The organism is Streptomyces sp. WMMC500, from assembly GCF_027497195.1.
Taxonomy (GTDB): domain Bacteria; phylum Actinomycetota; class Actinomycetes; order Streptomycetales; family Streptomycetaceae; genus Streptomyces.
Window position 1 is genome coordinate 3,490,663 of the sequence record NZ_CP114905.1, and the last position, 23,351, is coordinate 3,514,013.

16 protein-coding genes are annotated in these 23,351 nt (G+C 74.3%); 5 read left to right on the plus strand and 11 right to left on the minus strand.

What is annotated here, in order from left to right; translation table 11 throughout:
* Positions 1-97: 97 nt before the first annotated feature.
* On the minus strand, positions 98-1,672 hold the full coding sequence (guaA, locus tag O7599_RS14565; protein ID WP_281622586.1) for a glutamine-hydrolyzing GMP synthase: 1,575 nt from the start codon (positions 1,670-1,672) through the stop codon (positions 98-100).
* A gap of 290 nt (positions 1,673-1,962) precedes the next feature.
* Here guaA and O7599_RS14570 point away from each other — a divergent pair, with 290 nt between their 5' ends.
* Positions 1,963-2,268: a chorismate mutase gene (locus O7599_RS14570; protein ID WP_281622587.1), complete on the plus strand. Its 306-nt coding sequence runs from the start codon at positions 1,963-1,965 to the stop codon at positions 2,266-2,268.
* Positions 2,269-3,426: 1,158 nt separating this feature from the next.
* Here O7599_RS14570 and O7599_RS14575 read toward each other — a convergent pair.
* Positions 3,427-3,882, minus strand: a complete 456-nt coding sequence (locus O7599_RS14575) for an ATP-binding protein (RefSeq protein ID WP_281622588.1) — start codon at positions 3,880-3,882, stop codon at positions 3,427-3,429.
* Between the two features lie 182 nt (positions 3,883-4,064).
* Here O7599_RS14575 and O7599_RS14580 point away from each other — a divergent pair, with 182 nt between their 5' ends.
* Genes O7599_RS14580 through O7599_RS14590 form a run of 3 tightly spaced genes read left to right on the plus strand, consistent with a single transcriptional unit; the run spans position 4,065 to position 6,061 of the window.
* Positions 4,065-4,883: a DUF5919 domain-containing protein gene (locus tag O7599_RS14580; RefSeq protein ID WP_281622589.1), complete on the plus strand. Its 819-nt coding sequence runs from the start codon at positions 4,065-4,067 to the stop codon at positions 4,881-4,883.
* Positions 4,880-5,665: an inositol monophosphatase family protein gene (locus O7599_RS14585; RefSeq protein WP_281622590.1), complete on the plus strand. Its 786-nt coding sequence runs from the start codon at positions 4,880-4,882 to the stop codon at positions 5,663-5,665. Before O7599_RS14580 ends, O7599_RS14585 begins: the two co-directional genes overlap by 4 nt.
* 30 nt (positions 5,666-5,695) lie before the next feature.
* Complete coding sequence (locus O7599_RS14590) at positions 5,696-6,061, plus strand: hypothetical protein (RefSeq protein ID WP_281622591.1); 366 nt, start codon at positions 5,696-5,698, stop codon at positions 6,059-6,061.
* A 45-nt stretch (positions 6,062-6,106) separates the two neighbouring features.
* On the opposite strand, the gene O7599_RS14595 is transcribed toward O7599_RS14590, so the two are convergent.
* Positions 6,107-6,817: an N-acetylmuramoyl-L-alanine amidase gene (locus tag O7599_RS14595; RefSeq protein WP_281622592.1), complete on the minus strand. Its 711-nt coding sequence runs from the start codon at positions 6,815-6,817 to the stop codon at positions 6,107-6,109.
* Positions 6,818-7,202: 385 nt separating this feature from the next.
* Positions 7,203-8,195, minus strand: a complete 993-nt coding sequence (locus O7599_RS14600) for a zinc-binding dehydrogenase (RefSeq protein ID WP_281622593.1) — start codon at positions 8,193-8,195, stop codon at positions 7,203-7,205.
* 107 nt (positions 8,196-8,302) lie between these two features.
* On the opposite strand from O7599_RS14600, the gene O7599_RS14605 reads away from it, so the two are divergent.
* Positions 8,303-8,959, plus strand: coding sequence for a TetR family transcriptional regulator (locus tag O7599_RS14605; protein WP_281622594.1), 657 nt, complete (start codon positions 8,303-8,305; stop codon positions 8,957-8,959).
* Between the two features lie 69 nt (positions 8,960-9,028).
* Here the strand turns inward: O7599_RS14605 and O7599_RS14610 are convergent, their stop codons facing one another.
* The 7 genes from O7599_RS14610 to O7599_RS14640 form a co-directional block, all read right to left on the minus strand.
* Positions 9,029-9,406, minus strand: a complete 378-nt coding sequence (locus O7599_RS14610) for a VOC family protein (RefSeq protein WP_281622595.1) — start codon at positions 9,404-9,406, stop codon at positions 9,029-9,031.
* A gap of 262 nt (positions 9,407-9,668) precedes the next feature.
* Entirely contained in the window at positions 9,669-11,855 is a 2,187-nt protein-coding gene (locus O7599_RS14615; protein ID WP_281622596.1) for a hypothetical protein, read from the minus strand.
* Between the two features lie 324 nt (positions 11,856-12,179).
* A complete protein-coding gene (locus O7599_RS14620) occupies positions 12,180-13,802 on the minus strand; it encodes a succinic semialdehyde dehydrogenase (protein ID WP_281622597.1) in 1,623 nt (540 codons plus the stop codon).
* Positions 13,803-13,934: 132 nt separating this feature from the next.
* On the minus strand, positions 13,935-15,530 hold the full coding sequence (locus O7599_RS14625) for a serine/threonine-protein kinase (RefSeq protein ID WP_281622598.1): 1,596 nt from the start codon (positions 15,528-15,530) through the stop codon (positions 13,935-13,937).
* 45 nt (positions 15,531-15,575) lie between these two features.
* Positions 15,576-16,610 (minus strand): winged helix DNA-binding domain-containing protein, encoded by a 1,035-nt coding sequence (locus O7599_RS14630; RefSeq protein ID WP_281622599.1) that lies wholly within the window; start codon positions 16,608-16,610, stop codon positions 15,576-15,578.
* 220 nt (positions 16,611-16,830) lie between these two features.
* Positions 16,831-20,928, minus strand: a complete 4,098-nt coding sequence (locus O7599_RS14635; RefSeq protein WP_281622600.1) for a protein kinase — start codon at positions 20,926-20,928, stop codon at positions 16,831-16,833.
* Positions 20,929-21,064: 136 nt separating this feature from the next.
* Positions 21,065-23,329: a serine/threonine-protein kinase gene (locus O7599_RS14640; RefSeq protein ID WP_281622601.1), complete on the minus strand. Its 2,265-nt coding sequence runs from the start codon at positions 23,327-23,329 to the stop codon at positions 21,065-21,067.
* Positions 23,330-23,351 lie beyond the last annotated feature (22 nt).

A 23,351-nucleotide genomic window follows, 5' to 3' on the forward strand; every position in this document is an offset into this window, starting at 1 on the left:
GCTTCCACCGCCACCTCGTGCCCCCTTGACCGCAAGTCGTACATGTGATGAGAGCGAATTCTGCCCTACCGGCGACCCGCCGGGGGCACCGGTCCGCTCACTCCCACTCGATCGTCCCCGGCGGCTTCGACGTGACGTCGAGCACCACGCGGTTGACCTCCGGCACCTCGTTCGTGATCCGCGTCGAGATCCGCGCCAGCACGTCGTACGGGAGCCGCGACCAGTCCGCCGTCATCGCGTCCTCCGACGACACCGGACGGAGCACCACCGGGTGCCCGTACGTGCGCCCGTCGCCCTGCACGCCCACCGACCGTACGTCGGCGAGGAGCACCACCGGGCACTGCCAGATGTCGCGGTCGAGCCCGGCGGAGGTCAGCTCCTCGCGGGCGATGGCGTCGGCCTCGCGCAGCAGGTCGAGCCGGTCCTTCGTGACCTCGCCGACGATGCGGATGCCGAGCCCCGGGCCGGGGAACGGCTGGCGCTGCACCATCGCCTCGGGCAGCCCCAGCTCCTTGCCGACCATCCGGACCTCGTCCTTGAACAGCCGCCGCAGCGGCTCGACCAGCTCGAAGTCCAGGTCCTCCGGCAGCCCGCCGACGTTGTGGTGCGACTTGATGTTCGCGGTGCCCGTGCCGCCGCCGGACTCCACGACGTCCGGGTAGAGCGTGCCCTGGACGAGGAACCGCACCGGCGCCCCGGACGTCCCCGCCGCGGCGACGATCTCGGCCTGAGCCTGCTCGAAGACCCGGATGAACTCCCGGCCGATGATCTTCCGCTTCTGCTCGGGGTCCGCCACCCCGGCGAGCGCGGCGAGGAACCGCTCCGCCGCGTCGACGACCTTGAGCTGCACCCCGGTCGCGGCCACGAAGTCCTTCTCGACCTGCTCAGACTCGCCCTTGCGCATCAGCCCGTGGTCGACGTACACGCAGGTGAGCCGGTCCCCGATGGCCCGCTGGACGAGCGCCGCCGCCACCGCCGAGTCCACGCCGCCGGACAGCGCGCAGATCGCCTGCGCGTCGCCGACCTGCGCGCGGACGGCGGCGACGGACTCCTCCACGACGTTGGCGGTCGTCCACGTGGGGGCGAGGCCGGCGCCGCGGTAGAGGAAGTGCTCCAGGACGAGCTGGCCGTGGGTGGAGTGCATGACCTCGGGGTGGTGCTGCACGCCGTAGAGCTTCCGCTCGTCGTCCTCGAAGGCGGCGACGGGCACGCCCGCGGTCGACGCGGTGACCGTGAAGCCCGCGGGGGCGGCGGAGCAGGCGTCGCCGTGGGACATCCAGACGTCCTGCCGCTCGGGGGTGCCCTCGAAGAGGGTCGAGTCGGGGCGGGAGACGCTCAGTTCCGTACGCCCGTACTCCCGCTGCCCGTTGTTGTCCACGGTGCCGCCGAGGGCCTGGGCCATGAGCTGGAAGCCGTAGCACATGCCGAAGACGGGCACGCCGGCGGTGAAGATCGCCGGGTCGATGCCGGGGGCGTCCGCCGCGTACACCGAGGAGGGGCCGCCGGAGAGGATGATCGCCTTGGGGTTCTTCGCCAGGATCTCCGGCACCGGCATCGTGGACGGCACGATCTCGCTGTAGATCCGCGCCTCGCGCACCCGGCGGGCGATGAGCTGGGCGTACTGGGCACCGAAGTCCACGACGAGAACGGTGTCGGGGGTCGCTGAGGTCACTGCTGCGGCCTTCCGGCGGTGGGAGGGGAGATACCACCGAGTCTATCGGCTGTGGCGTCTCACCATGTGGGCCGCCGTTGTCCACCTCGGGACCCCGGTGAATACTGGCCGCCATGCGCACGCGGAGCTTCCTCTTTACCTATGGCAACCGGCCCGTCCGGCTGCCATGGTCGTGCGCTTGAGCTGACTGACAAGCGACTTCCCAGGCGCCCCGGGCCGGCAGGCCCGGGGCGCGCTGCGTTGTCGCCGCCGGGCAGCGGCTCCGGGGCCCGTATCCCAGGAGTGACGAGATGAACGCAACCCAGGCAGGGGACAGGACCGCGGGCGACCGGACCGGCGCCCGCACCGACGAGGCGGCGACGGAGATCACCGGCGCCCGCGAGCGGATCGACGACCTCGACGGCCGGATCATCGCGCTGGTCGAGGAGCGGATGGCGGTCTCGGCCGGCATCCAGCAGGCCCGCATCGCCTCCGGCGGCCGCCGGGTGAACCTGTCCCGGGAGATGGAGATCCTCGCCCGCTACCGCGACCACCTGGGCCGCCCGGGCACGACCCTCGCGATGACGCTGCTGGAACTGTGCCGCGGCCGGGTGTGACCCGGCGCCGGGCGGTGCAGGTGCTCCGACCGCGGGGGGGGCGAGTCGGAGCACCGGAGGAGGTCACCACGCGGTTTACGGCTTTGCCGATCGAAGAGCGCATGTTCGAGTGGTGCGCGGAGGACGGCTCCAGGCGGACATCGCGGCGCTGCGGCGGGTGCATCCGGCCCTGATGTCATGGGAGGAGTTCCTCTCCCGACGACTCGGGACACCCGCGGCGTGATCGAGCCCGCGAGCCGCGCGGGCTACGGCCTCCGCATGGCTGCCGCGGAGACAAACTCGCCGCAACGCCCGTCGCGTACCGGGACAAACCCCCCACCTCGGCCGACTTTCGCCGATCGATACGCACCCGGCCGGCCTTCAGGCGTGCCGACGGCCGCCTGGACGGCCCCGGTGGACGCCAGCGATACGAACTCGCGGTAACACCCCGCGCCAACCGGGGCAAAACGCCCACCGGGCCCGACTTTCGCCGATCGACACGTACGCACCCGGCCCCGGGGGCCGCCGACGAGGGGGTCGGGGCGGTGTGGTCCGGCGAGCGGAAGTCCGGTCTGGGCCGGCCCCGGGGCGCCGAGGCGATCGGAGCGGCCCCGGCGCCGAAGGCCCCGGCCCCCGCCTGCCGGGCACCTCCGCGATCGGAGCGGGCCCGGAGCCGGAATCCGGACCCCGTTCGGCGGGGCCCTCCGGGAGGGGAGCGGGCCCGGTCCGGGCGTCCGGCGCCCGTGGCCGGGTTCTCCTTCGTAGGCGCCGTTCGAGGGTGCCCGCTCCCCCCGGGCCACCCTTAGCTGCCGGTCTTTTACGGGCCGGAGTCCGGTGTCAAGGGTGGGGCGCAGCCCCATCGCGAAGCGACGTTCCCGCAGCGAAGCGGAGGGAACGCCCTTGACACCGGACGCAGGCCCGCACACTTCACGTACGGGGTGGCCCGGGGGGAGACCCCACGACACCGACCCACCCCGACACGGACCCCCCGTCCACCGGCCCACCCCACGAACACCGGCCCGCCCGACTCCGGCCCCCGTCCACCACCGGCCCACACCGCGTACCAGCGTCCGCCGAGCGGCGTACCCCCGCACCCGACCGACACCACGAACAACCGCCCGCCCGGCCCGGTATCCCCGCCCGACCCCGAATCCCCGCCCGAACCGGCCCGGCCCACCGTCACCCGACCTGTGTGCCCCACGACTCCGCACCCTCCCCCGGATCGTCAACCACGGCCCACACCGCCTTGCCCACCCCGTCCCGCTCGGCCACGCCCCACCGGGACGCCAGCGTCTCGACCAGGACCAACCCATAGCCGCCGGACCCATCCGGCACCCGCCGCACCGGCCACACACCCGAGGCGTCGTGCACCTCGATACGCACCCCGCCGTCCTGCCGCACGAAACGCGTCAGGATCTCCCGCCCGGGCGGCACACGGGCATGCACGACGGCGTTCGTCACCAACTCCGACACGACCAGCACGGCCGACTCCTCAATCCCGGCCATCCCCCACCGGGCCAGCGCCTTACGCAACTGCGCACGCGCCAGCCCCACGCACCTGGGATGCCGGCGCCACTGCCACGTCATCACGTGCGTGTCAGGAATGGGCGCCTGATCGGTCGCCGTAGTGCGCATCTGGTATCGCCTCAGAACTGGTGCTCGGTTGACCGTTGTGGACAGGCTGCACAGTGGCATTACTCCTGTTCGCATTTCGATACCGCCTACGTCTCTCCTTCACTCTTTCGGTATCTTCATGTATCTTCCGAGTCTCATCCGGAGTATCATGAGCGGCCTGAGCAGCCAGGGTGAGGCGGCCTATGGGCGATGAAATGGTGGCTATCAAGGCGCTGATCCAGCAGCGCCACCTCAGCTACGCGGGCTTCTGCCAGGAATGGGAGAAGATCGCGAAAGGGATTGACAAGCGGCTTGCCGGAAGCCACCCTGGACACGCCCAGTTCTACCGATGGTTAAAGGGAGACCTCCGGAGCGGGAAGCCCCGGACCGACTCCTGCAGGGTTCTCGAGACCATGTTTCCCGGCTGGACTGTTGATGAGCTGTTTGCGCCCTACCAGGAAAGAACCCCGGACAACCATCGACACCTTGACCTGACAGGTGTCTACATGTCCAGACCGAAGCTCCTGTCCGAGGTGCCGCTCTACGAAATGATCGAGAGAGCTTCCCTCGTTCGCGCCAGCGGCCTCTCCCTCAATCTACTCACCCAGCACTACCCGGACGCACAAATGCGCCGCTTGATCGAGTCCGGCACTCGGTTTCAAATGCTCTTCCTCGATCCGGACAGCGAGGCGATGAAGGTTCGCGAGCGCGAGGAAGGGTACGCTGCCGGATTCCTGGCTGGTCTCACCCGGATCAACCTGAAAATCGCGACGGAACGTGTGCGATCTCTGCTGGAAACGGAAAAGCGCAACCGAGTGGAGATCGGCCTCTCCGACGAGACTCTCAGGTTCAACATCACCCTCATCGATGACACGACCGGCGTGATTCAGCCCTATCTTCCGCAAGCTCGCGGTGTAGATTCCCCGACTTTTCTGGTCGAGCGCAGGACGCACGACGGTGAACTCTTCCATGTGTTCGAGCAGATCTTCACCTCACTCTGGGAACGAGCGACACTCCTATGACCGACCTGGCGGATCTGCTCAAAATCGCCGACGGCGCCGTTGAACTCGCCAAGTCCATTATCGTCAGCCGCGACCCCGGGGAGATCACCGCAAAGGGTGACCGGGACATGGCGTCCGAGGTCGACTTCGCCGTAGAGGCGGCGGTGCGTGACCATCTGGCCCGGATGACTCCGGACATCACCTTCCTGGGCGAGGAGGAAGGGAAGTCTCCGAAGGCAGGGCGGTTGATGTGGGCACTGGATCCGGTTGACGGTACGGCAAATTTTGTGCGCGGCATTCCGCTTTGCTGTGTCTCCCTGGGGCTCTTCGACGGTAAACGCTGCGTACTCGGTGTCGTCGACCTGCCGTTCATGGACGCCCGGTACCACGCGAGGGAAGGCGGTGGCGCATACTGCGGATCAAGAAGGATCCGCGCGAGCGGCACAAGTGACCTGAGCGCAGCCATCGTGTCCCTGGGAGACTACGCCGTGGGCGCCGACGCGCTCGTGCGCAACGAGCAACGGCTGGCGCTCACCGGGCGGCTTGCGGGGCGCGTGCAGCGGGTCCGTATGTGGGGAACCGCGGCGCTGGATCTGGTCTGGGTCGCGGAGGGGAGAACCGACGCGTGCGTCATCTTGTCCAACAACCCCTGGGACACCTCGGCGGGGGTCGTGATCGCGCGCGAAGCCGGGGCGCGCGTTGTCTCCGCGTCTGGGAGCGCACATGACATCGACTCGGGCGAGACCATTGCCGTGACCCCGGGGCTGCTTCACCAGATCATTCCGCTGGTCCGGGAACAGTGAGCTGAATTTCTCCGCGTGAAAGGAAGATCCGTGGACGTCGAGGAAGGCCGTCTCTTTCGCGAGGCGTGGATTGCGGGCGTCAGGAAGCACTTCCCCGGGGAGCCGAAGCCCGGGTACGTCACGCCGTGGGAGGAGACCCCGGACTGGGAGCGGGAGGCCGCTGCAGCCGTGTGCCACCAAGTACGGGAGTTCGTCACGCTCTCCGGCGGCAGCACAAGCCGGCTGAGCAGGGAGCAACGCGGACGCTTCGTCGCCACCTGCTGGATTGCGCAGATCTATCACCGCATCGAGGATCCGAAGCCGGGTTACGTGGCGGACTGGCCCGAACTTCCCGAGTGGCAGCAGCATACAGATGCGGACATCTTCGACGCGATCGAGAGGGCAACCACCCAATAGACGGGGGCGGACCTTGAGTTCGTCGCGACTGGTCGGCGTCGGCGCTCAACTGATGTCGGCTCGGTATCCGGCCGGGGAGGCGGGGCGTGCATCCTGGAAGTGGTCGTACGCCGCCTGTACCGCGGTGAGGACCTCGTCGTAGATCTGGTCCATGAACGGGCCGGCGCACTCGGTCGCGCTCCAGTGGTGGTGGTAGAAGAGGTTACTTCTGCTGGGGCGTTCACCGATCACCTTCGCGAAGAGCCAGCCGGCAAGACGCGCGGCGTTCTTCCAGGTGGTCTCGCCGACCTTCCATTGGGGCGCGAGCGTTGCGTTCGCCATTTCGATGCTGATCGAGCTCTGGTTGCCGGCCGTGTTTCTGACGGCCCAGGCGTACTCGTTCACCTTGACGTACTGAGCGACGGCGCCGGCGGCGTCCACGTCGAAATGGGCGGAAGCCGGACGTACCTTCCAGAGGTCGAGCACACCCTGGTGCGAAAGCCGGGCAGCGTTGTGGTGCAGCGTGACCGACGTCTTCCTGTACGACTGGTGGGTGACGTGGCCCGTCGCGCTGAGCGCGTCGATGAAGTCTGCGACTGGACGGTCATAAGGGATGGTGGCGGACGCTTGAGGGTCGGCCTCCGCGTCGTCCTCGGCGAAGCCGATGAAGTCGCTCTCCGGAAGGTGGTCAAGGTTGTCGGTGCCGGGTCCATCGCAGGTGTCGGTCCTCTCGATGGCCGCCTTCAGGTCCTCATCGTCGACGTACTTCTCGGGCATGACGCCGTCCTTTCAGTTGCGCACCTTCGCGTGACCGATGGGCCGGGGCCGTACTGGGAGGAGATGCGGCACGATGGCCGAGCCGGTTCAGGCACGGCCCCTCAGGAGTGCTCCGGTTGGGCAGCCGGGTCGTGGCGTGGTCTCGTACTCCGGCCCGAGGTCGGGAGGTTGGGAGGTCGGCGGCGAGTACGTCGATGCCGCGCCCCATGGCGTTCGAGCGGGACAGCATCGTGCCTCGGTGACCCGCGACGACTGCCGGCGGTCCGCGTCTGATTTCAGGTTCGCCCCGTAGGCAAACCCTGTCAATTCGGTCAGGGCGTGCGTCCGCGCCGGGCAGCGCCTTCGGCCGCCGCCCACTTCAGCGGTGGTGGGGGCGCGCGTGTGGTCAGGGGGTGAGCACGATCCTTCCGCCGACCGATCCCCTCTCGATACGGCGGTGCGCCTCCGCCGCCTGGGACAGCGGGAGCGTCTGGACGTCGATCTGCACCAGGCCCTTCCCGATCGCCTCCAGTGCGGCGCGGGCCGCGGGGCGGGCCAGTTCCGGGTGTCGGGGGAGGTGGAAGCCGGCCGCGTAGCCGAGGACGGCGAGGTTGCCGCCCCACAGGGTGTTGGTGGGCACCGTGTGTTCCCAGTCGCCGCCGGCGTTGCCCACGAGCAGCATCCGTCCCATCGGGGCCATCACCCTCAGGCTGTCCGTACGGACCTGGCCGCCGACCGGGTCCACGACGACGTCGAAGCGGCGGTCGCCGAGCGCCTCGGCGAAGTCGTCGGCGGCGAGAACCTCGTCGTAGGGCAGGGCGGAGGCACGCGCGCGCTCCAGCGAGGTGCGGCGCACCGTGCCGGTCACGCCGGCGGCGCCCAGGGTGCGGGCCACGCCCGGAAAGGCCGACGCCAGGCCGCCCAGCGCGCCGTGCACCAGCACGTGTTCGCCCGGCTTGAGGTGGGCCACCTCGGTCAGCGCCAGGTAGGCGGTCGCGGCGTTGGGTACGGCCGCGACCGCGAGCGCGGGGTCGACGCCGGCTCCGTCGAGGCCGTCGAGGCTCGTGGTCATCGCGGCGTCCGCGACCGCGACGGAGGCGTAGCCTCCCTCCGCCCCGGTGCCCGACAGCGTCACCACCGGTTCGCCGGCTCTCAGGCCCTCCACTCCCTCGCCCAGGGCGCGGACGGTGCCGGCCACTTCCAGGCCGGGCACGTACGGCGGCTCCGGCAGCCCGGCCTGGCCCTTGTACAGACCCTGCCTGAGGTAGACGTCGATCAGCCCCACGGCGGCGTGGGTGACGTCGATGGTGACCTGGCCGGGGCCGGGCACGGGGTCGGGAAGTTCGGTCGGCTCGAAGACGTCGGGTGAGCCGAAATCCGTGACGACGGCGGCGTGCATGAAGGTCTCCAGAATCTCGACGGGAGTTTACGCAACCAGATTGCGTTAATTTCCCAGGCTACCACCCGCCCGCCCTTAACGCATCCAGCATGCGTTAATCTGGGCTCATGCACAGCCGCGCACGGTCCCCGGAGGCCAAGCTCCGCCGTTCCGAGGATCTCCTCGACGCCGCGCGCGCCCTGGCGACCACCCGCGGGGGCATACGGCACGTGACGCTGTCGGCCGTGACCGAGGCCGCCGGCCTGCACCCGTCCGCCGTACGGCGCTACTTCGCCAGCAAGGAAGAGCTGCTGCTGGAGCTGGCGGAACGCGGGTGGGACGAGTGGCGCGACCGCCTCACCGGCCACCTGGCGGGCGCCCGGGACCTGACCCCCGCCGAGTCCGCCGCCGCCGTGGCCACGGCCCTCACCGCCCAGCCCCTCTTCTGCGACCTGCTCACCCACGTGCCGCTCAGCCTCGAGGGCGACGTCGACATCGAGCGGGCCCGTCGCTTCAAGACCCACTCCTTCGCCGCGTACGACAGCATCGTCGACGCCCTCACCGCCTCCTCCCGGACCCTGACGACCACCCAGGCCCAGGAGTTGACCGCCGCCGCGCTCGGACTCACCGCGCACCTCTGGCAGGTCTCCCACCCGACACCGACCCTCGCCGAGCTCTACGCCCAGAACCCCCGGTGGGGACACGTCGCCCTCGACTTCGAACCACGCCTCACCCGGCTGCTGGAGGCCGTCGCCGTCGGACTCACGGTGAGGGACGGCCACTGAACACGGGGGGACCGGTGACACGGCTGGGGTAGGCACCTGCCTCCTGGTCCGATCCGGGTCCCGCCGGTTCTACTTCGTACCGGCCACCCCGATCAGGTGCCCCTCCGGGTCGGTGAACCGGCCGACCACGAGGGTGCCGGGAGTGCCCTCGGGGCCCATCTGGCGCGTGCCGCCGAGGCTCTCGGCCTTCCGGAGCGCGGCTTCCACGTCCGGGACCCCCACGTAGAACAGGACGTGCCCTTCGTAGCCCTCGCCACCGCCGACGCCGCCGTTGATCCCTCCGTCCGTCGTGCTTCCGTCCACGAAGCCGTACGCACCGGGTGCGGAGACGGCCTCGGTGGCCGCGTCGCCGACGGCGAAGTCCCAGCCGAAGAGTTCGGCGTAGTAGGTCCGGAGCCTCGCCGGGTCACGTCCGATCACCTCGAAGTGCACCACCGGGTATCCCATGAGATGTCCTTTCTGTACTGATTACCGAGCCATCAGACATCGACTCGGGTCAGCGGGAAAAGTCATCGCTCAGCCGCGTTCGAGCAGGTCGGCGATCTCCGTGAAGCCGCGGTCACGGGCGTGCTGGAGCGGGGTCACACGTCCTTGTCGGCGATGGCGGGGTCGGCACCGGCGTGGACTCCCGGGCGGGCGCGGTGGCGGCGGCGAACGAGCGGCGGCTGCTGGGGTGACGTACCTCAGGGCACGGGATCAGGGCACGGGGTCAGGGCCCGCCCCGGGGGGTCGTAGGGCGGCTCGGGGGGTCGGCGGCGGGGTCGAAGACGAGGGCCAGCTCGGCCAGATCCAGGGCCTGCAGTGCCTCCGCCAGCGTGCTGTGGGAGCGGCGCGTGCCCGCCGTGCGCAGGACGCCGGTCAGCGGTCGGGCGTCCGCGACCGCCAGCGCCGCGGCGATCACCTCCGCCGCGTCCCGTACCTCCGCGAACCGCGCCACCCGTCCCGTGCCGCCCCGCGGTGCCCGCTCCTGGCCGCCCGGCGCGATACCGCCGCCCCCCGGCGGCGCGCTCTGCGCCACGCCCCGCACCGTGGCCGTCACCGACGCGGCGCCGGACACCCGCCACGTGAACTCCGCCGTCCGCTCCCCGCCCCGGTAGACGGCGATCCCCGCCGCGCCGTCCGCCGCGTACAGCGCCACCGCCGGCCAGCCCTCGCCCCGCGTCATCGCCGCCGCCGCGGCGAGCAGCGTGTCGGGGGACGGCGGTTCACCCGACGCCGTGCGGCCCCGCGGCCACCGGGCGGGCACACGCCCCGCCAACTGGCGCGGCGCCCGCACCGGCGTCCGCCGCGCCTCCGCGCGCTGCGGCGCGCGGAGGTGGACGCCGGTGCGGGCCCCGCCCGCGGCGGTCAGGCGCAGCCGCAGGCCGGCCGAGTGCGCCGCCTTCGCGACCGCCGCCTGCGGCGCCGTGCAGACGACCACCCCGGCGTACGGGGCCGGCGCCGGCCCGGCGGTCGCGCCGTGGACCGGCGTGCCGTCCGGCCGGGGGCCGAACAGCGGGACCCGCCGGGCGAGTTGGGCCCGTACCTCCTGGCGGGCGAGGAGGAAGCGGCGGCGGACGGCCTCGGCGTCGTCGCCGGGCTGCACCCAGGGCACGGTGCGGGCGTCCGAGCCGACGGCGCGGAACACCTCCAGCGCCTCGTCCCAGCGCCGGGCGCGGACGAGGGCGGCGGCGAGGCTGTTGCGGAAGCCCGCGGCCTCGGGGTCGCCGGGCTCGTAGTGCGCGGACAGCTCCAGCGCGCGTTCGACGGCCCAGGTGGTGGACGAGCCGGGCGCGTCGCCTGCGTCCGGCCCGCCGGACAGGCCGATGCGTGCCCGGCACGCGCCCAGCACCGCGGCCTCCAGCGGCAGCGCGTGCAGCAGCGAGCCCGGCAGCGCCTCCTCGGCCGACTCCTCCGCGAAGACCATCAGTTCCTCGACGTGGGCCTCGCCGACGATCGCGAGGTAACGCAGCGCGGCGACGTGCGCGCCGTAGTGGCCGGGCGCGCGGCTGACCGCTTCGGCGAACCGGGAGACGAACGCCTCGCGCGGTGCCCGTACGGCGGTGGCGTGGTCGAGGGCGATGCGCCACGGCGCGGGGTCGCCGGGCACCTTCGCCACGGCCAGCCGGACGAGGGGCAGCACGTCGCGCAGCACCACCCGGGGGTCGTTGGCGGGGAGCCCGCCGGCGCCGAACGGGCCCCGGGCCCGCCGCCCGCCGCCACCCGCCGCTCCGTTACGGGGATCGCCGCCGGCAGCCGCCGGGTCCTCCGGTACGGACCCGGCCGGCCCCGCGGACCCGGGCCCCGCCCCCGGCGCCCCGTACCCGGGCCAGGACTCCGGGTCGGCCACCTCGGCCCACGCCCCGCCCGGTCCACCGCCGGCTCCGCCGTCCGGCCCGCCGCAAGCACTGCTGTCCGCCCCGCTGTCCGGTACGGCACCGCCGTCAGGTCCGGCACCCGCGCCGGCCCCGTCGGGCGAGCCGGGGCCCGCCGCCGGGCCCTGCGCCGGTCCCCCGCCCCGCCGCCGTACGCCCCACCCCTCGAACCGCCGCCGCCGGGGCCCGTACGCCTCCACCCGCCACGCCCGCAGCAGCCGCTCCGCCTCGATCAGCGCTGCCTCCCCGCACGCCGGGTAAGCCTCCCGCCACCGCCGCAGCCAACCGTCGTCGTCGAGGGCGGCGGTCGCCAACTCCGCGATGTAGGTGTCCCGTCGCTCCCACTCGGCCGCGCACCCGGCGGCGGCGAGAAGTTCGGCGGCCGGGCGGAAGTCGCCCGCGCCGGCGGCCGAGAGGACGGCGCGCACGCGGTGGCCGGGGGCGTCCAGCAGGACGTCCTCGTCCAGGGGCAGGTCGGCGCCGACCCAGGAGTAGTGGCGCACCACGCGCGGGAACGTCACCAGGGGCCGGAGGAACTGCATGACACTGCATTCAAGGCCATTCGGACCCTCCGGCTCCAGACTCCTACGGTGACGATCCGATATCTGAAGCGACGTCCGGTCCATCCGGCACAGAATGGTTTCAGCAGAAAGGGCGGTCGGGGACAAAGTCACCCTCCCACCGGTCACCCGGTCACCCGGTCGGCGTCAGGACGCCGTGACCGTCACCGCGTCCGGTTCGTTGAACCGGACGCGGTGGCCGGACGCAGGGGACAGCGGTCCGGTCCCGACAGAGATGCGGCCGGCTCCGGGGACGCCCGGGCCGGCCGTCCCCTCCCTCCGCTTCCTCCGCCCCAGCCCTCCGCCTCAGCGGAACCGCAGGGCCTTCAGCGCCCGCAGGCCCCGGTTCATGAACACGACGTACCCCTTGTCGTCGTACCGCAACGGCCCCAGCGCGAACGGCGCCAGCGGCATCACCCGCTGCTGCGCCACCGTCTGCGACTCCGTGTACTTGAGGATCCCCTCCGCGCCGTGCCTCCGGCCCAGCCCGGAGTCCTTCATTCCGCCCATCGGCGCCTGCACGCTCCCGTACGCGGCCCCGTACGCCTCGTTGACGTTCACCGTCCCGCTCTGCAGCCGCGCCGCGATCCGGCGGGCCCGGCGGCCGTCCTTCGTCCACACGCTGGCGTTCAGCCCGTACGGCGTCGCGTTGGCGCGGGCGACGGCGTCGTCCTCGTCGCGGAAGCGGTAGACGGAGACGACGGGCCCGAACGTCTCCTCGTCGCAGACGGTCATGCCGGGCTCGACGCCGTCGAGGATCGTCGGCTCGTAGAAGTACGGGCCCACGTCCGGCCGCGCCCGCCCGCCGGCCAGCACCTCGGCGCCCTTGCCGACCGCCTCCTCGACGTGCCGGGTGACCGTCTCCAACTGCCGCTCGCCGACGAGCGAGCCCATGTCGGGGCCGAAGCCCAGGGTGTTGCCCAGCCGCATGGCCCTGGTCCTGGCGACGAAGCGGTCGAGGAAGGCGTCGGCGACCGACTCGTGCACGTACAGCCGCTCGACGGAGATGCACAACTGGCCCGCCGACGCGAACGCCGCGCGCACCGCGCCCTCCGCCGCCTTCTCCACGTCCGCGTCGGCGAGCACCAGCATGGGGTTCTTGCCGCCCAGTTCCAGCGAGGCGCCGACGAGCCGGGCCGCCGCGCCCTGGGCGACCTCGCGGCCGGTGCGGGTGGAGCCGGTGAAGGAGACGTAGTCGGCGTGCCGGACGATCTCGGGGCCGATGAGGGGGCCGGGGCCGATCACGACCTGCCACACCTCCTCCGGCAGCCCGGCCTCGACCATCTTGCGGCGCGCCCACAGGGCGGTCAGCGAGGTCTGGGAGTCGGGCTTCATGACGAGCGCGTTGCCCGCGGCGAAGGCGGGCAGGGCGTCGCCGGCGGAGAGTTCGAGCGGGTAGTTCCAGGGCGCGATCTGGCCGACGACGCCGCGCGGGTGGCGCAGCTCGGTGACCTTGGTCAGCGTCGGCAGGGCGCCGGTGTGGCGCTTGGGGCCGAGGTAGGCGGGGGCCCGGCGCCCGTAGTGGCGGGCGGCCACGGCGACGGACTGCACCTCCTCGTACGCGTGCAGCCGCGCCTTGCCCGTCTCCAACTGGACGAGGTCCATGACCTCGTCCTGGTCGCGCAGCAGCAGGTCGTGGAAGCGGAGCAGGACGGCGGCCCGCTCGCGTACGGGCCTGGCCGCCCAGGCGCGCTGCGCGGCGCGGGCGCGCTCGAACGCGCCCGGCACGTCCGCGGGCACCGCCTCCGGCACGTCGGCCAGCGCCTCGCCGGTCAGCGGGGAGTGGACGGCGACGGTGCCGGAGCCGGTGACGCCGCGGGTCAGGCGCTCGACGAGCGCGGGCGTGACGAACTCGGCGGCGACGGCGCGGGCGGTCCGGGCGCCGTCGGAAGCGGGAGCGGTGGGGTTGCCTGCGGCGGTCTCCGTCATAAGGCCGAGGGTAGGACTCCGGCGGGGCCTTTGGATACCTGCCGGTAACCGAATTCCGCCAGCGATTGCTGGCTCATACGTGCGGAGTACCCGGCGACCGGGGACGACCGCCCGCGACCGCCCCCGGTCCCGTCACCTGTCCTGGATGTCCAGCGAGTCGACGACCTCCCGGAAGACCCGCTCGCCGTCCCGCTTACCCTCGCCCGCGGCCGGCATCTCCACGGTCAGGTGCCAGCCGATGCCGTCGTCGTTGACGTAGAAGAACTCGAGGGAGCGCAGCTCGGCCTCGGTCTCGTAGCCCTCGTCGTGGGTCCAGGTCTCGTCCATCTGGGCGGCGTCCTCGCCCCGGTAGTCGTACTCCTTGACCGTGCCCTCGACGTCGGTGCTCAGCTCGGTGCACTCCAGGTTGTCGCCCCTGTCGCACTTGAGCGACGCGTTGGCCTCGCTCAGCGCGCTCTCCTCCACGTCGGGCGAGCGGGTGATCCACAGGCTGGGCATGCCGCCGGGGTCCTTGAAGGAGACGGTGCCCTCGTCGACGCTGCGCTTGTAGTCCTCCGGCACCGCCAGCGACGCCTTGAGCTGTTCCGTCTCTTCGTACGTCTTCCAGCCCGCCGGCGCGTCGTCGCCGCCGAACGGGTTCACCAGCGCCAGCACCAGCGCCGCCGCCACGGCAACCGCCCCGCCCAGCACGGCCAGCCGCCCGCCGCGCCCCTTCGGCAGCGCCGCCCCGAGCCTGCCGCCGCGCCCGCCGCCCGCACCGCCGCCCGCCACCGGGGCGATCATCGTCTGCGCGGGCACCGGCCTGGCCACCGCCTCCAACTGCCGGCGCACCTCGTCCGGCGCCGGCCGCGCCGCCGGGTCCTTGCGCAGCAACTGCATCACGACCGTGCCCAGCGCCCCGGACCCGCGAGCCGGCGCCGCCGGCTCGGCGGAGAGCACGGCCTGCAGCGTCGCCGGCGCGGTCTGCCTGCGGTACGGGGACATGCCCTCGACCGCCGCGTACATCACCACGCCCAGCGACCACAGGTCCGACTCCGGCCCGGGCCGCTGGCCGAGCACCCGCTCCGGCGCGATGTACTCCGGTGACCCGACGAACGCGCCGGTCTCCGTCAGCCCCTGCTCCCCCTCGATCTGCGCGATGCCGAAGTCGGTGAGCACGACGCGGCCGTGCCGGCCGAGCAGCACGTTGTCGGGCTTGACGTCGCGGTGCAGGATCCCCGCCTCGTGCGCGGCGGTCAGCGCGCCGAGCACGGCGCCGCCGATGCGCGCCACCTCGCGCGGGTCGAGGGTGCCCTCGGTGAGCTGGTCGCCGAGGGAGCGCCCGCGGACGAGTTCCATCACGATCCAGGGCCGGCCCTCCTCCATCACCACGTCGTGCACGGTGACGACGGAGGGGTGGTCGATCCGGGCGGCGGCGCGGGCCTCGCGCTGCATCCGCTCGTACGCCGTCTGCCGCGTCCGCTCGTCGAGGTCGGCGGGCAGCCGGGGCTCCTTCACGGCGACGTCGCGGTCGACGACCTCGTCGTGGGCCCGCCACACCGTGCCCATGCCGCCGACGCCGAGCCGGGCGGCGAGGCGGTAACGCCCGCCGATCAGCCGGCCCGTCGCGGGATCGGCGACGACCTGGGTGGCCGCGGCATCCGGCCCGGCGCCTTCGGCGTTCTGCTGCGGTGGCCGCAGGCCGTAGCTCGTGGGCTCGTCCCCCACCTTGTCCCCCTCGTCCGTCATGGCACCATCAATAGCGCACCGCCGCGCGGTCGCTCACCCCGGATGTCAGCTCTGTAGAAAACGTGCGACATCGGCGGCCTCCGCCGTGACATCCGCCTCGACCCGGTCGGAGCCCTCGGCGAACATGCGGACCTGCGCGTTTCCCGTCCGCTGGCGGGTCCATGTGCCGGCCGCGCGGCCATTTACCGTAACAGCGGCGCGAATCTGGCCGCCGCCGGGGCGGACGGCCCGGACGACGTCCCGGGGGATGGCGGCGTCGCGGTCGCGCCAGCCGAGCCAGTAGTCGTCGTACGCGGGCAGCAGCCGGACGTCGGGGGTGGGGTACGAACCGCCGGCGCCGGAAGGGACGCCCGGCGCTGCCCCCGCGGGCCCCTCCGGCCACACCCGGCGGGCCGCGCCCGCCGGGAGGCCGGACCAGGCGGCGAAGTCGTCGGGCCCGGCGGGTCCGTGGCCGCGGAGGTAGCGGCGTACCAGCTCGCGCACCGCGTCGTCGCCGGCCGGCTGCGGCCCGGTCGGGGGCGGCAGCCAGTCGCGCAGCGCGACGTACGTCGGCTCCCCCGCGCGCAGCGGCCCGTGGCAGACCAGCCCGGCGAGCGCCGTCCTGCGGATGACGTGGATCGGCGCCTGCCCGTCCGGCTCGACGCCGAGGCGCGCCAGGCGCGCGGCCAACTCGGCGCGGGTCAGCGGCCCGTGCGCGGCGACCGCGTCCACCACGGCGCGCTCCGCGCGCTCGCACAGGCCCTCGTCCAGGCCGAGGTCGCGGTAGCGCCGGGCGGCGCGGGAGACGAGGCGGGGGCCGTAGAGGCCGAGGAGCCAGTGCACGTCGGCCGCGGGCACGAGGTGCAGGGTGCCGCGCATGAACCAGCCGCGGAACAGCGTCCGCCGCTCCTCCAGCGCCGCACGCACGGCGGTGCGGGTGAGTCCGTGCGTACGCGCCCGCAGCCCGAGCGCCGCGGCCTCGATGTCCTGCGCCTGCACGGCGAAGACGCGCTCCACCATCTCCTCGGCGCCGGCGCACCGCACGCCCCCGGCGACACACTGCGCCCGCGCCCGCGCGAGGAGGACGCCGGGGCCCGTCACCGGCGCGCCCCCCGCACCCGTACGGCATCCGCCGCCGGCACCGCGTCGCCGGCACCGATACGGCGGGCGAGGGCGGTGACCGGGACGGACATGGGCGGAGGGTAACCGAGGACGTGACGGGAAGGGGACGCCCGGGTTCGACTGCGAGAGTCGTGTGGCGACGCCTGCCGAACGAGGGGGGCCGGGGCCCGCGTCGCTGCGGACGCCGGCCCCGGGCCGTTCACCCCGTCGGCCGGTAGCTCTCCGCCGCGATCCGGTGGAACCGCTCCACCTCCGCGCCCTTGTCGTCCGGCCCGATCAGCAGCAGCACGTGGTAACTGTCGTCCCAGATCATCGCCAGGTTGCGCGCGTGCACCTGCCGCCCGCTGCCGTCCGTCCAGTCGAACTCGCCCTCCGCCATCACCCGCTGCCCGACCTCGATCCGCCGCAGCCCGTCGGCCTCGGCCCAGGCGGAGTCGCGGTACTCGTCCAGCTCCGGCTCGCTCTGCTGCTGGTATGCCATCGGGTCGCTGCCGAACTCGCCGACGCCGTCGCGGCCGGGGACGACGACGAGTTCGTAGTCCCCGCCGACGTAGCGGACCTGGCCGCCGTCGCTCCCGCCGACGCGCTGCCAGTCCTCGCGCACGGCGACCTCGAAGCCCGCCGGGTCCTCGCGGAGCACGAAGCCGTCCGGCAGTTCGGAACCGGCACCGCCGCCCTGCTCGCCGTCCGTCGGCCGGTCGGGGGCGTCCTCGGACTCCTGCGGCTGCCGGCGTTCCTCGGGCTCGTTCGGATCCCCGGAGTCAGGGGGCGGTGCCGCGGACTCCCCCGGCCCGTCGCCGACGACGCTGCGCTGGTCGCGGCTGGCCTCGTCGGCCTGCGGCATGAACATCGCCGCGTACGCGATGGCGCCGGCCATGGCGACGAAGATCAGCGCGATGAGCGTACGGCCCAGGCTGCGGGGCCCTCGCGGGCCGCGGCGCGCACGGCGTCGGTGCCGCGCGCGCACGGGCACCGGCGACTTCTCGGTGCGCCGCCGGCGCATCAGCTCGCCGCGCCGCCGCAGTATCGGCAGCCGCCGCGGATCGCCCCCGCGGCGGCCGCCCTGCTGCGGCACGGTGACCGTACGGCTGCCGATGCCGGGCTCGGGCGCGGTCCGGATCAGGGACCGCAGCCAGCCGCGCAGCTCCTCGAAGTCCGGCCGCTCCGTGGGGTCCTGACGCAGCAGCGACTCCACGACGGGACGCAGCGCCCCGCACTCCTCGGCGAGCGCGGCGGGCTCCGAGCAGACGAGCTGCACCAGCTCGGCGACGTCCTCTTCGGGGTACGCGGAGTGCCCCTGGACGGCGCGGAAGAGCAGCGCCCCGAGCGCCCACAGGTCGGCGGCGGGGCCGACGGGGGGCGCGAGCTGCCAGTGCTCGTGGACGGGCCCGGCCTGCTCGGGCGCCCAGCGCTCGGTGACGGCGCCGACGACCTGCATCCGCGTCTGCCGGGCCCGCTCGGCGGCGAGCCTGGTGCTGGGGCCTGGATACCGCCCGGCCCCGCCGGGATCGGGCGCGGGAGACTCCTCGCGCGGCACGGGCACGGGCTCTGCCCCGACGGGCACGGCGATGGAGGCACCGGGCCGCACCCCGGGCAGGCTGCCGCCGTAGGAGGCGCCGCCGGGCAGGGAGTCGGACAGGGACGGGGCCCTGGACTCGGGTTCGGGCTCGGCGAACTCGGGGGGCCGCGAGCCGCGACCGCCGTAGGCCCCCGGGCCGCGACCGCCTTGCTGCCCCGCACCGGGATACGCCCCGGCTCCCCGGGGCCCGTGGGCGGAGCCGCCTGCAGCGCCGTACGACCCGGGGGCACCGGGCGGGCGGGAGCGGTCGGAGGCGTGGGGACCGGCCGGTCCCGCGCCGGAACCGCCGGGCCCGGGGCCCGGGTTGGGCCCGCCGGGACCGCCGTAGCGGGCACCGGCGGGGTCGTAGGAACCGGCTCCGGACGCACCGCCCGGACCGCCGGGCGCACCGCCGTGCTGCGCCGGGCCGCCGTGAGCCTGGCCCGGGCCCCGGTACGAGCCGGGCCCGCCACCTGCCGGTCCACCGCCCGGACCGCCCGGTGCGCCATGCGCCACACCGCCGGGTCGGCCAGAACCGCTAGGACCACCTGGTGCGCCCGCGCCGCCGGGGGCCGCGCCCGGCCCCCGGTACGAGCCGGGTCCGCCACCTGCCGGTCCACCGGCTGGACCGCCCGGACCGCCCGGACCGCCCGGCGCACCTGCGCCGCCGTGCGGCGGCGGGCCACCGGGCACGCCCGCACCGTACGAGCCGGGCCCGCCGGCCGCGGGGCCGCCGCCGGGTCCGGGCGCGCCCGGCCGGACCGGGCCGCCCGCGTGCTGCGCCGGGCCGCCGGGAGCCTGGCCCGGGCCCCGGTACGGGCCGCCGGGGGCGGCCGTCTGCGTGCCGTACGGGTCCGCGGTGCCGTACTCGTCGTAGCCGTCCTCGCCCGCGTCGTTCGGCAGGTCGTCCCACGGGGCACCGGCGTCGGGCGAACCGGCCGCCCGCGGTGCCGGGTCCGGGCCGCCTCGGCCCGCGCGGTCGCCGCCGATGTGGATGCGGTCGCTGTACCTCGGCCCCGCCGCCCCGGCGGCCGGTACCGCACCGCCCGCCGTCGGGGGCCGCCCGGCCTCGGGCGTACGCGCCGACTGCCCCGGCACCATCGGGCGCCCGGGCCCCGGCGCCCCGGGCGCGGGTGCGCCACCGCCGCCCGCGGCGAGCCGCGCCTCGGCGGCCCGCGTCCCTGCCTGGTACGCCGCCATCACCCCGGCCCGCGCCGCGGGCACCGCGTCTCCGGGCTGCCGTCCCCCGCCACCGGCGGGGGCGGATCCAGCGCGCGCCTGCCCGCCGGGCCAGGACGGATCGGCGCCGCGGGGCTGCTGCCCCGCGGGCCCACTCCCGCCATCCGGCACCGCCGGATGGCGGTATCCCGGACCCCCGCGCCCCGCACCACCGGGGGGTCCGCCCGGGCTTCCGGCTCCGGGCTGCCCACCGGGCCCGCCGCCGGAGTGACCGGCCTGCGGCCCGTGACCGTACGGCTGTGGGGCCTGCCCGCCACCCGGCGCCCCGGGCGCCTGACCGCGAGGACCGCCGGCGGCGCCCCCGGCCGCCCCGTGAACCGGACCGCCCTGCCCCCGGCCTCCGGGCTGCCCGCCCTGCGGACCGCCCCGCTGCCACGCGCCGAACGGCCAGCCTTCCGAAGCGTCATCCTGATGTCCGGGGCCGCGGCCGGGGTCGGGTCCGCGTCCCCGTCCGGTTCCGGGACCGGCACCCGCGTCGCCCCAGCCCGGTCCTGCCCCCTGCGGCGCACCGCCGCCCCGCCGCTCGTCCTCCGCCGCGTCCGCGGCGTCCGGCGCACCCGCCGGGCCGCCGCCCCCCGCCCCGTACGGAGCCGAGCGCCACACTTCGTCGTCCTCGTCGTACGGCGGCGTGCCGTACGGACCCGCACCGCCCCGCGCGTCCGCGCCGTCACCGGAGCCGCCGTACGGGCCCGGGCCGGCGTTCCACCCCGGCGGTAAGACTCCGCTGTCCGGCCGGCCGACCGCGTCCCGCGGAGCGCCCTGCGCCGGCAGGAACCCCGTTGCCGGATCCGGGAGTTGCGGCAGCCCCGGCCCGTCACCCGGCCCCGGCCCCGGCTCGGGCCCCGGCCCCGCCGGCGTCACGCCGGGGCGGGGGCCCGGGCTGCCCGAGGGGCGCGGCGGTTCGCCGCGGCCGGGCGGCGGCGGCAGCGGGTCGTAGCCGCACAGCGCCTCTTCCGCCGCGCCCGACGCCAGGCCCGTCAGGACCACCCGGCCGTCGTCGCAGACGAGCACCGTGCGGGTCGTGATGTTCCGGTGCGTCCAGCCGTGCGCGTGCAGCGCGCGGAGCGCCGTGAGGATGTCCGCGGCGACCTCCGCCCCGCGGTAGGGGCTCAACGGCCGCTCCTCCAGCAGCCCTTCGAGCGTCCGCGCGGGCACCAGCTCGCTGACGATCCAGAGACTGCCGCCCTCCTCGAACACGTCGAAGACCTGGGCCAGCCGGGGGTGGTCGGGGATGGCCGCCGCCGCGCGGGCGGCGTCCATCGCGCGCTGCACCACCGCGCCGGCCGCGCTCCGGCCCGGCCCGCCACCGTACCCGGAGGGGTCGGCGCCGCCGCCGTCCTCGATCAGCTCGGCCTCGACGATCTCCGGCAGCGGCACCTGGCCGATGAGGACGTCCTGCCCGCTGTACGTGTCGAAGGCGCGGGTGTGGATGGGTTCCGCGTCGACGGCAGCCGGTAGCCGGTAACGGTCGGCGAGCACTCGGCCCGCGTAGTCGTCCACGAACGCCTCCCCACAACCGCGCAGTGAGCCTGAGACCGGGCCAAATGCGGTCGGTATTCAGCCTGGCCGAATGCGTACGGTCCGCGAGACATCACGATACGTGCTCGACGGGGTGTCTGTGCCCCGCTCGCGCGGGTTAGTCGAGCGGCTTGAAGGATTCGAACGCCGTCTCGCGCAGCGCGCGGCACTCCTCGCCGTCCCACCCGCTCTCCGGGCAACTGATCATTATCGCGTAGCCGTGGGTGTCGTCCACGGCGAAACCGCGGTCCAGGACCCTGATCCGCTGGCCGTCCTGTATGCGGCTGAACTGCCAGTCCGCGACGGTGGGATAGCCGCGCCACTCGACCTCCTTCATCGAGATGAGGCGGTAGCCGGAGCTGGACGAGCTCACGGCGCCCTCTATGTCGCGCCAGTTCGCCAGCGCGCCACCCGGGGTGTTGTTGGGCTGGGACGTGAAGTCGATCTGTACGCGCGGGAAACCGGACGCCCCGCTGAAGATCGCCCCGCCGCCGCCCGGTGAGGTGGCGGTGCGCTTCCAGCCGTCCGGGAGGGTCACGGAGAACTGGAACTCCGGCTCGGTGAGCGTCGCGTGGCCCTCCGGTACGTCGCTGGAGTTCTGCCCGGAGTCGTCGCCACCGTCGCCCTTGCCCTCACCGGACCCCGAGCCGGAGCCGGCGTCGTCCTCGTCGCCCGCGGCCGCGTCCCCGTCGTCCTGCTGCTGTTCGTTTCCCTGCGCGCCGTCCTTGCCGGAGCCGCCCTTGTCCCCGTCCTGTTGCCCCTTCTTGCCGTCCTGCGCGCCCGCGCCGGCGCTCTGCCCGCCGTCGTTGCCGGACGAGCCGGAGTCGGAGTCGCCGCCGCCCCACGCCACGGCGAGCACCGTGCCGAGGACCGCCAGCGCCACCACCGCGGCGATGATCGCCAACGTGCGCCGGGGCATCGCCGCCACCCGCGCCGCGAGCGAACCGGCACCGGCCCGCGCGCGGGCCGCCGTCGCGCCGCCCGGCGGCGGTGGTGCGGCACCGGCGGCCGTCGTACGGGCGGCGGGGCTCTCGTCGGCGTACGCACCGGTCCCCGCCGCGCGCTCACCGGACCCGGCACCGGCCCCGGCGGACCCCTCACCGGCCGCCCCCGCGCCCGCCGTTCCGGCAGCGCCCGGGCCGGACTGCCGCGGCGGCAACTCCGGCAGACCGTGCGTACGGGGCCGGGACTCGGGGCGCGGCGGCGTGGGAGGCGTCGAAGGAGGCGGCGTCCGCGGCGGGGCCGGCGCGTCGGCCGGAGCCGCCGCCTCCGCCGCCGCGGCGGCGGAACCGGACCCGGCAGCCGCCGCGGCGCCCACGGCACCCGCGCCGGCCCCGCCCGCCCTGCCCTTGCGGTCGCGCGGCTCCGCGTCCGTCCGCCCGGCGTCCGGCCGCCCCGCGTCCGGCCGCGCACCGTCCCCGCGCTCCGCCCGCTTCCGCGCCGCCTTCTTCCGCCGCGCCGCCCCGGACGCGGCCGGGTCCGGCACCACCGGCAGCGGCACCATCGTCGTCGGCGCCGTCGCCGCCGAGGGCTCGCCGGGCACGTCCTCCGGCGCGTCGACGACCGCGCGCAGCAACGCCCGCGCGCCCGCGTCGTCGAGCCGCTCGGCGGGGTCCTTGCGCAGCAGCCCGTAGATGCAGTCCTCCAGCGGACCGGCGTTCTTGGGCGGGTCGACGGGCTTGGTCATCACCGCGGTCAGGGTGGCGATGGCCGACCCCAGGTCGTACGGGGGATGTCCCTCGACCGCCGCGTACAGCAGCCCGCCGAGCGACCACAGGTCGGACGCGGGCCCCGGCTTCTGGCCGCGGGCGCGCTCCGGCGAGATGTACGACGGGGCGCCGACGAGCATGCCCGTCGTCGTGATGGACGGGTCGCCCTCGACCTGCGCGATGCCGAAGTCGGTGAGCACGACGCGGCCGTCGTCGGAGATGAGCACGTTCGACGGCTTCACGTCGCGGTGCAGGATGCCCTCGCGGTGGGCCGAGCGCAGCACGTCGAGCACGGCGAGGCCGACCTCGGCGGCGCGCCGCGGGGTCAGCGGGCCGTCGTCGCGGGTGACGTCGGAGAGCGAGCGGCCCTCGATGAGCTCCATGACGATCCACGGGCGGTCGTCCTCGTCCACGACGTCGTAGACCGTGACCGCGCCGGTGTTCCTGATCCGGGCGATCGCCTTGGCCTCGCGGAGCGTTCGCGTGATGAGGCGGCGCTTCTCGTCCTCGTCCACGCTGGTGGGCAGGCGCAGCTCCTTGACCGCCACCGCGCGGCCCAGTACCTCGTCCGTGGCACGCCAGACGGTGCCCATGCCACCGCGGCCGAGCACCTCCCCGAGCCGGTAGCGGCCGGCCACCAGCCGACCCGTCGCGCCGTCCGCTTCGCGCCCCATCGATCCCCTCAGCGATTCACCC

Excerpts from the sequence above, each read along its gene's own strand:
- O7599_RS14570 (WP_281622587.1), top strand. The coding sequence starts at position 1,963 with ATGAACGCAACCCAGGCAGGGGACAGGACCGCGGGCGACCGGACCGGC.
- O7599_RS14575 (WP_281622588.1), bottom strand. The coding sequence starts at position 3,882 with ATGCGCACTACGGCGACCGATCAGGCGCCCATTCCTGACACGCACGTG.
- O7599_RS14580 (WP_281622589.1), top strand. The coding sequence starts at position 4,065 with ATGGGCGATGAAATGGTGGCTATCAAGGCGCTGATCCAGCAGCGCCAC.
- O7599_RS14585 (WP_281622590.1), top strand. The coding sequence starts at position 4,880 with ATGACCGACCTGGCGGATCTGCTCAAAATCGCCGACGGCGCCGTTGAA.
- O7599_RS14595 (WP_281622592.1), bottom strand. The coding sequence starts at position 6,817 with ATGCCCGAGAAGTACGTCGACGATGAGGACCTGAAGGCGGCCATCGAG.
- O7599_RS14600 (WP_281622593.1), bottom strand. The coding sequence starts at position 8,195 with ATGCACGCCGCCGTCGTCACGGATTTCGGCTCACCCGACGTCTTCGAG.
- O7599_RS14605 (WP_281622594.1), top strand. The coding sequence starts at position 8,303 with ATGCACAGCCGCGCACGGTCCCCGGAGGCCAAGCTCCGCCGTTCCGAG.
- O7599_RS14610 (WP_281622595.1), bottom strand. The coding sequence starts at position 9,406 with ATGGGATACCCGGTGGTGCACTTCGAGGTGATCGGACGTGACCCGGCG.
- O7599_RS14615 (WP_281622596.1), bottom strand. The coding sequence starts at position 11,855 with ATGCAGTTCCTCCGGCCCCTGGTGACGTTCCCGCGCGTGGTGCGCCAC.
- O7599_RS14620 (WP_281622597.1), bottom strand. The coding sequence starts at position 13,802 with ATGACGGAGACCGCCGCAGGCAACCCCACCGCTCCCGCTTCCGACGGC.
- O7599_RS14625 (WP_281622598.1), bottom strand. The coding sequence starts at position 15,530 with ATGACGGACGAGGGGGACAAGGTGGGGGACGAGCCCACGAGCTACGGC.
- O7599_RS14640 (WP_281622601.1), bottom strand. The coding sequence starts at position 23,329 with ATGGGGCGCGAAGCGGACGGCGCGACGGGTCGGCTGGTGGCCGGCCGC.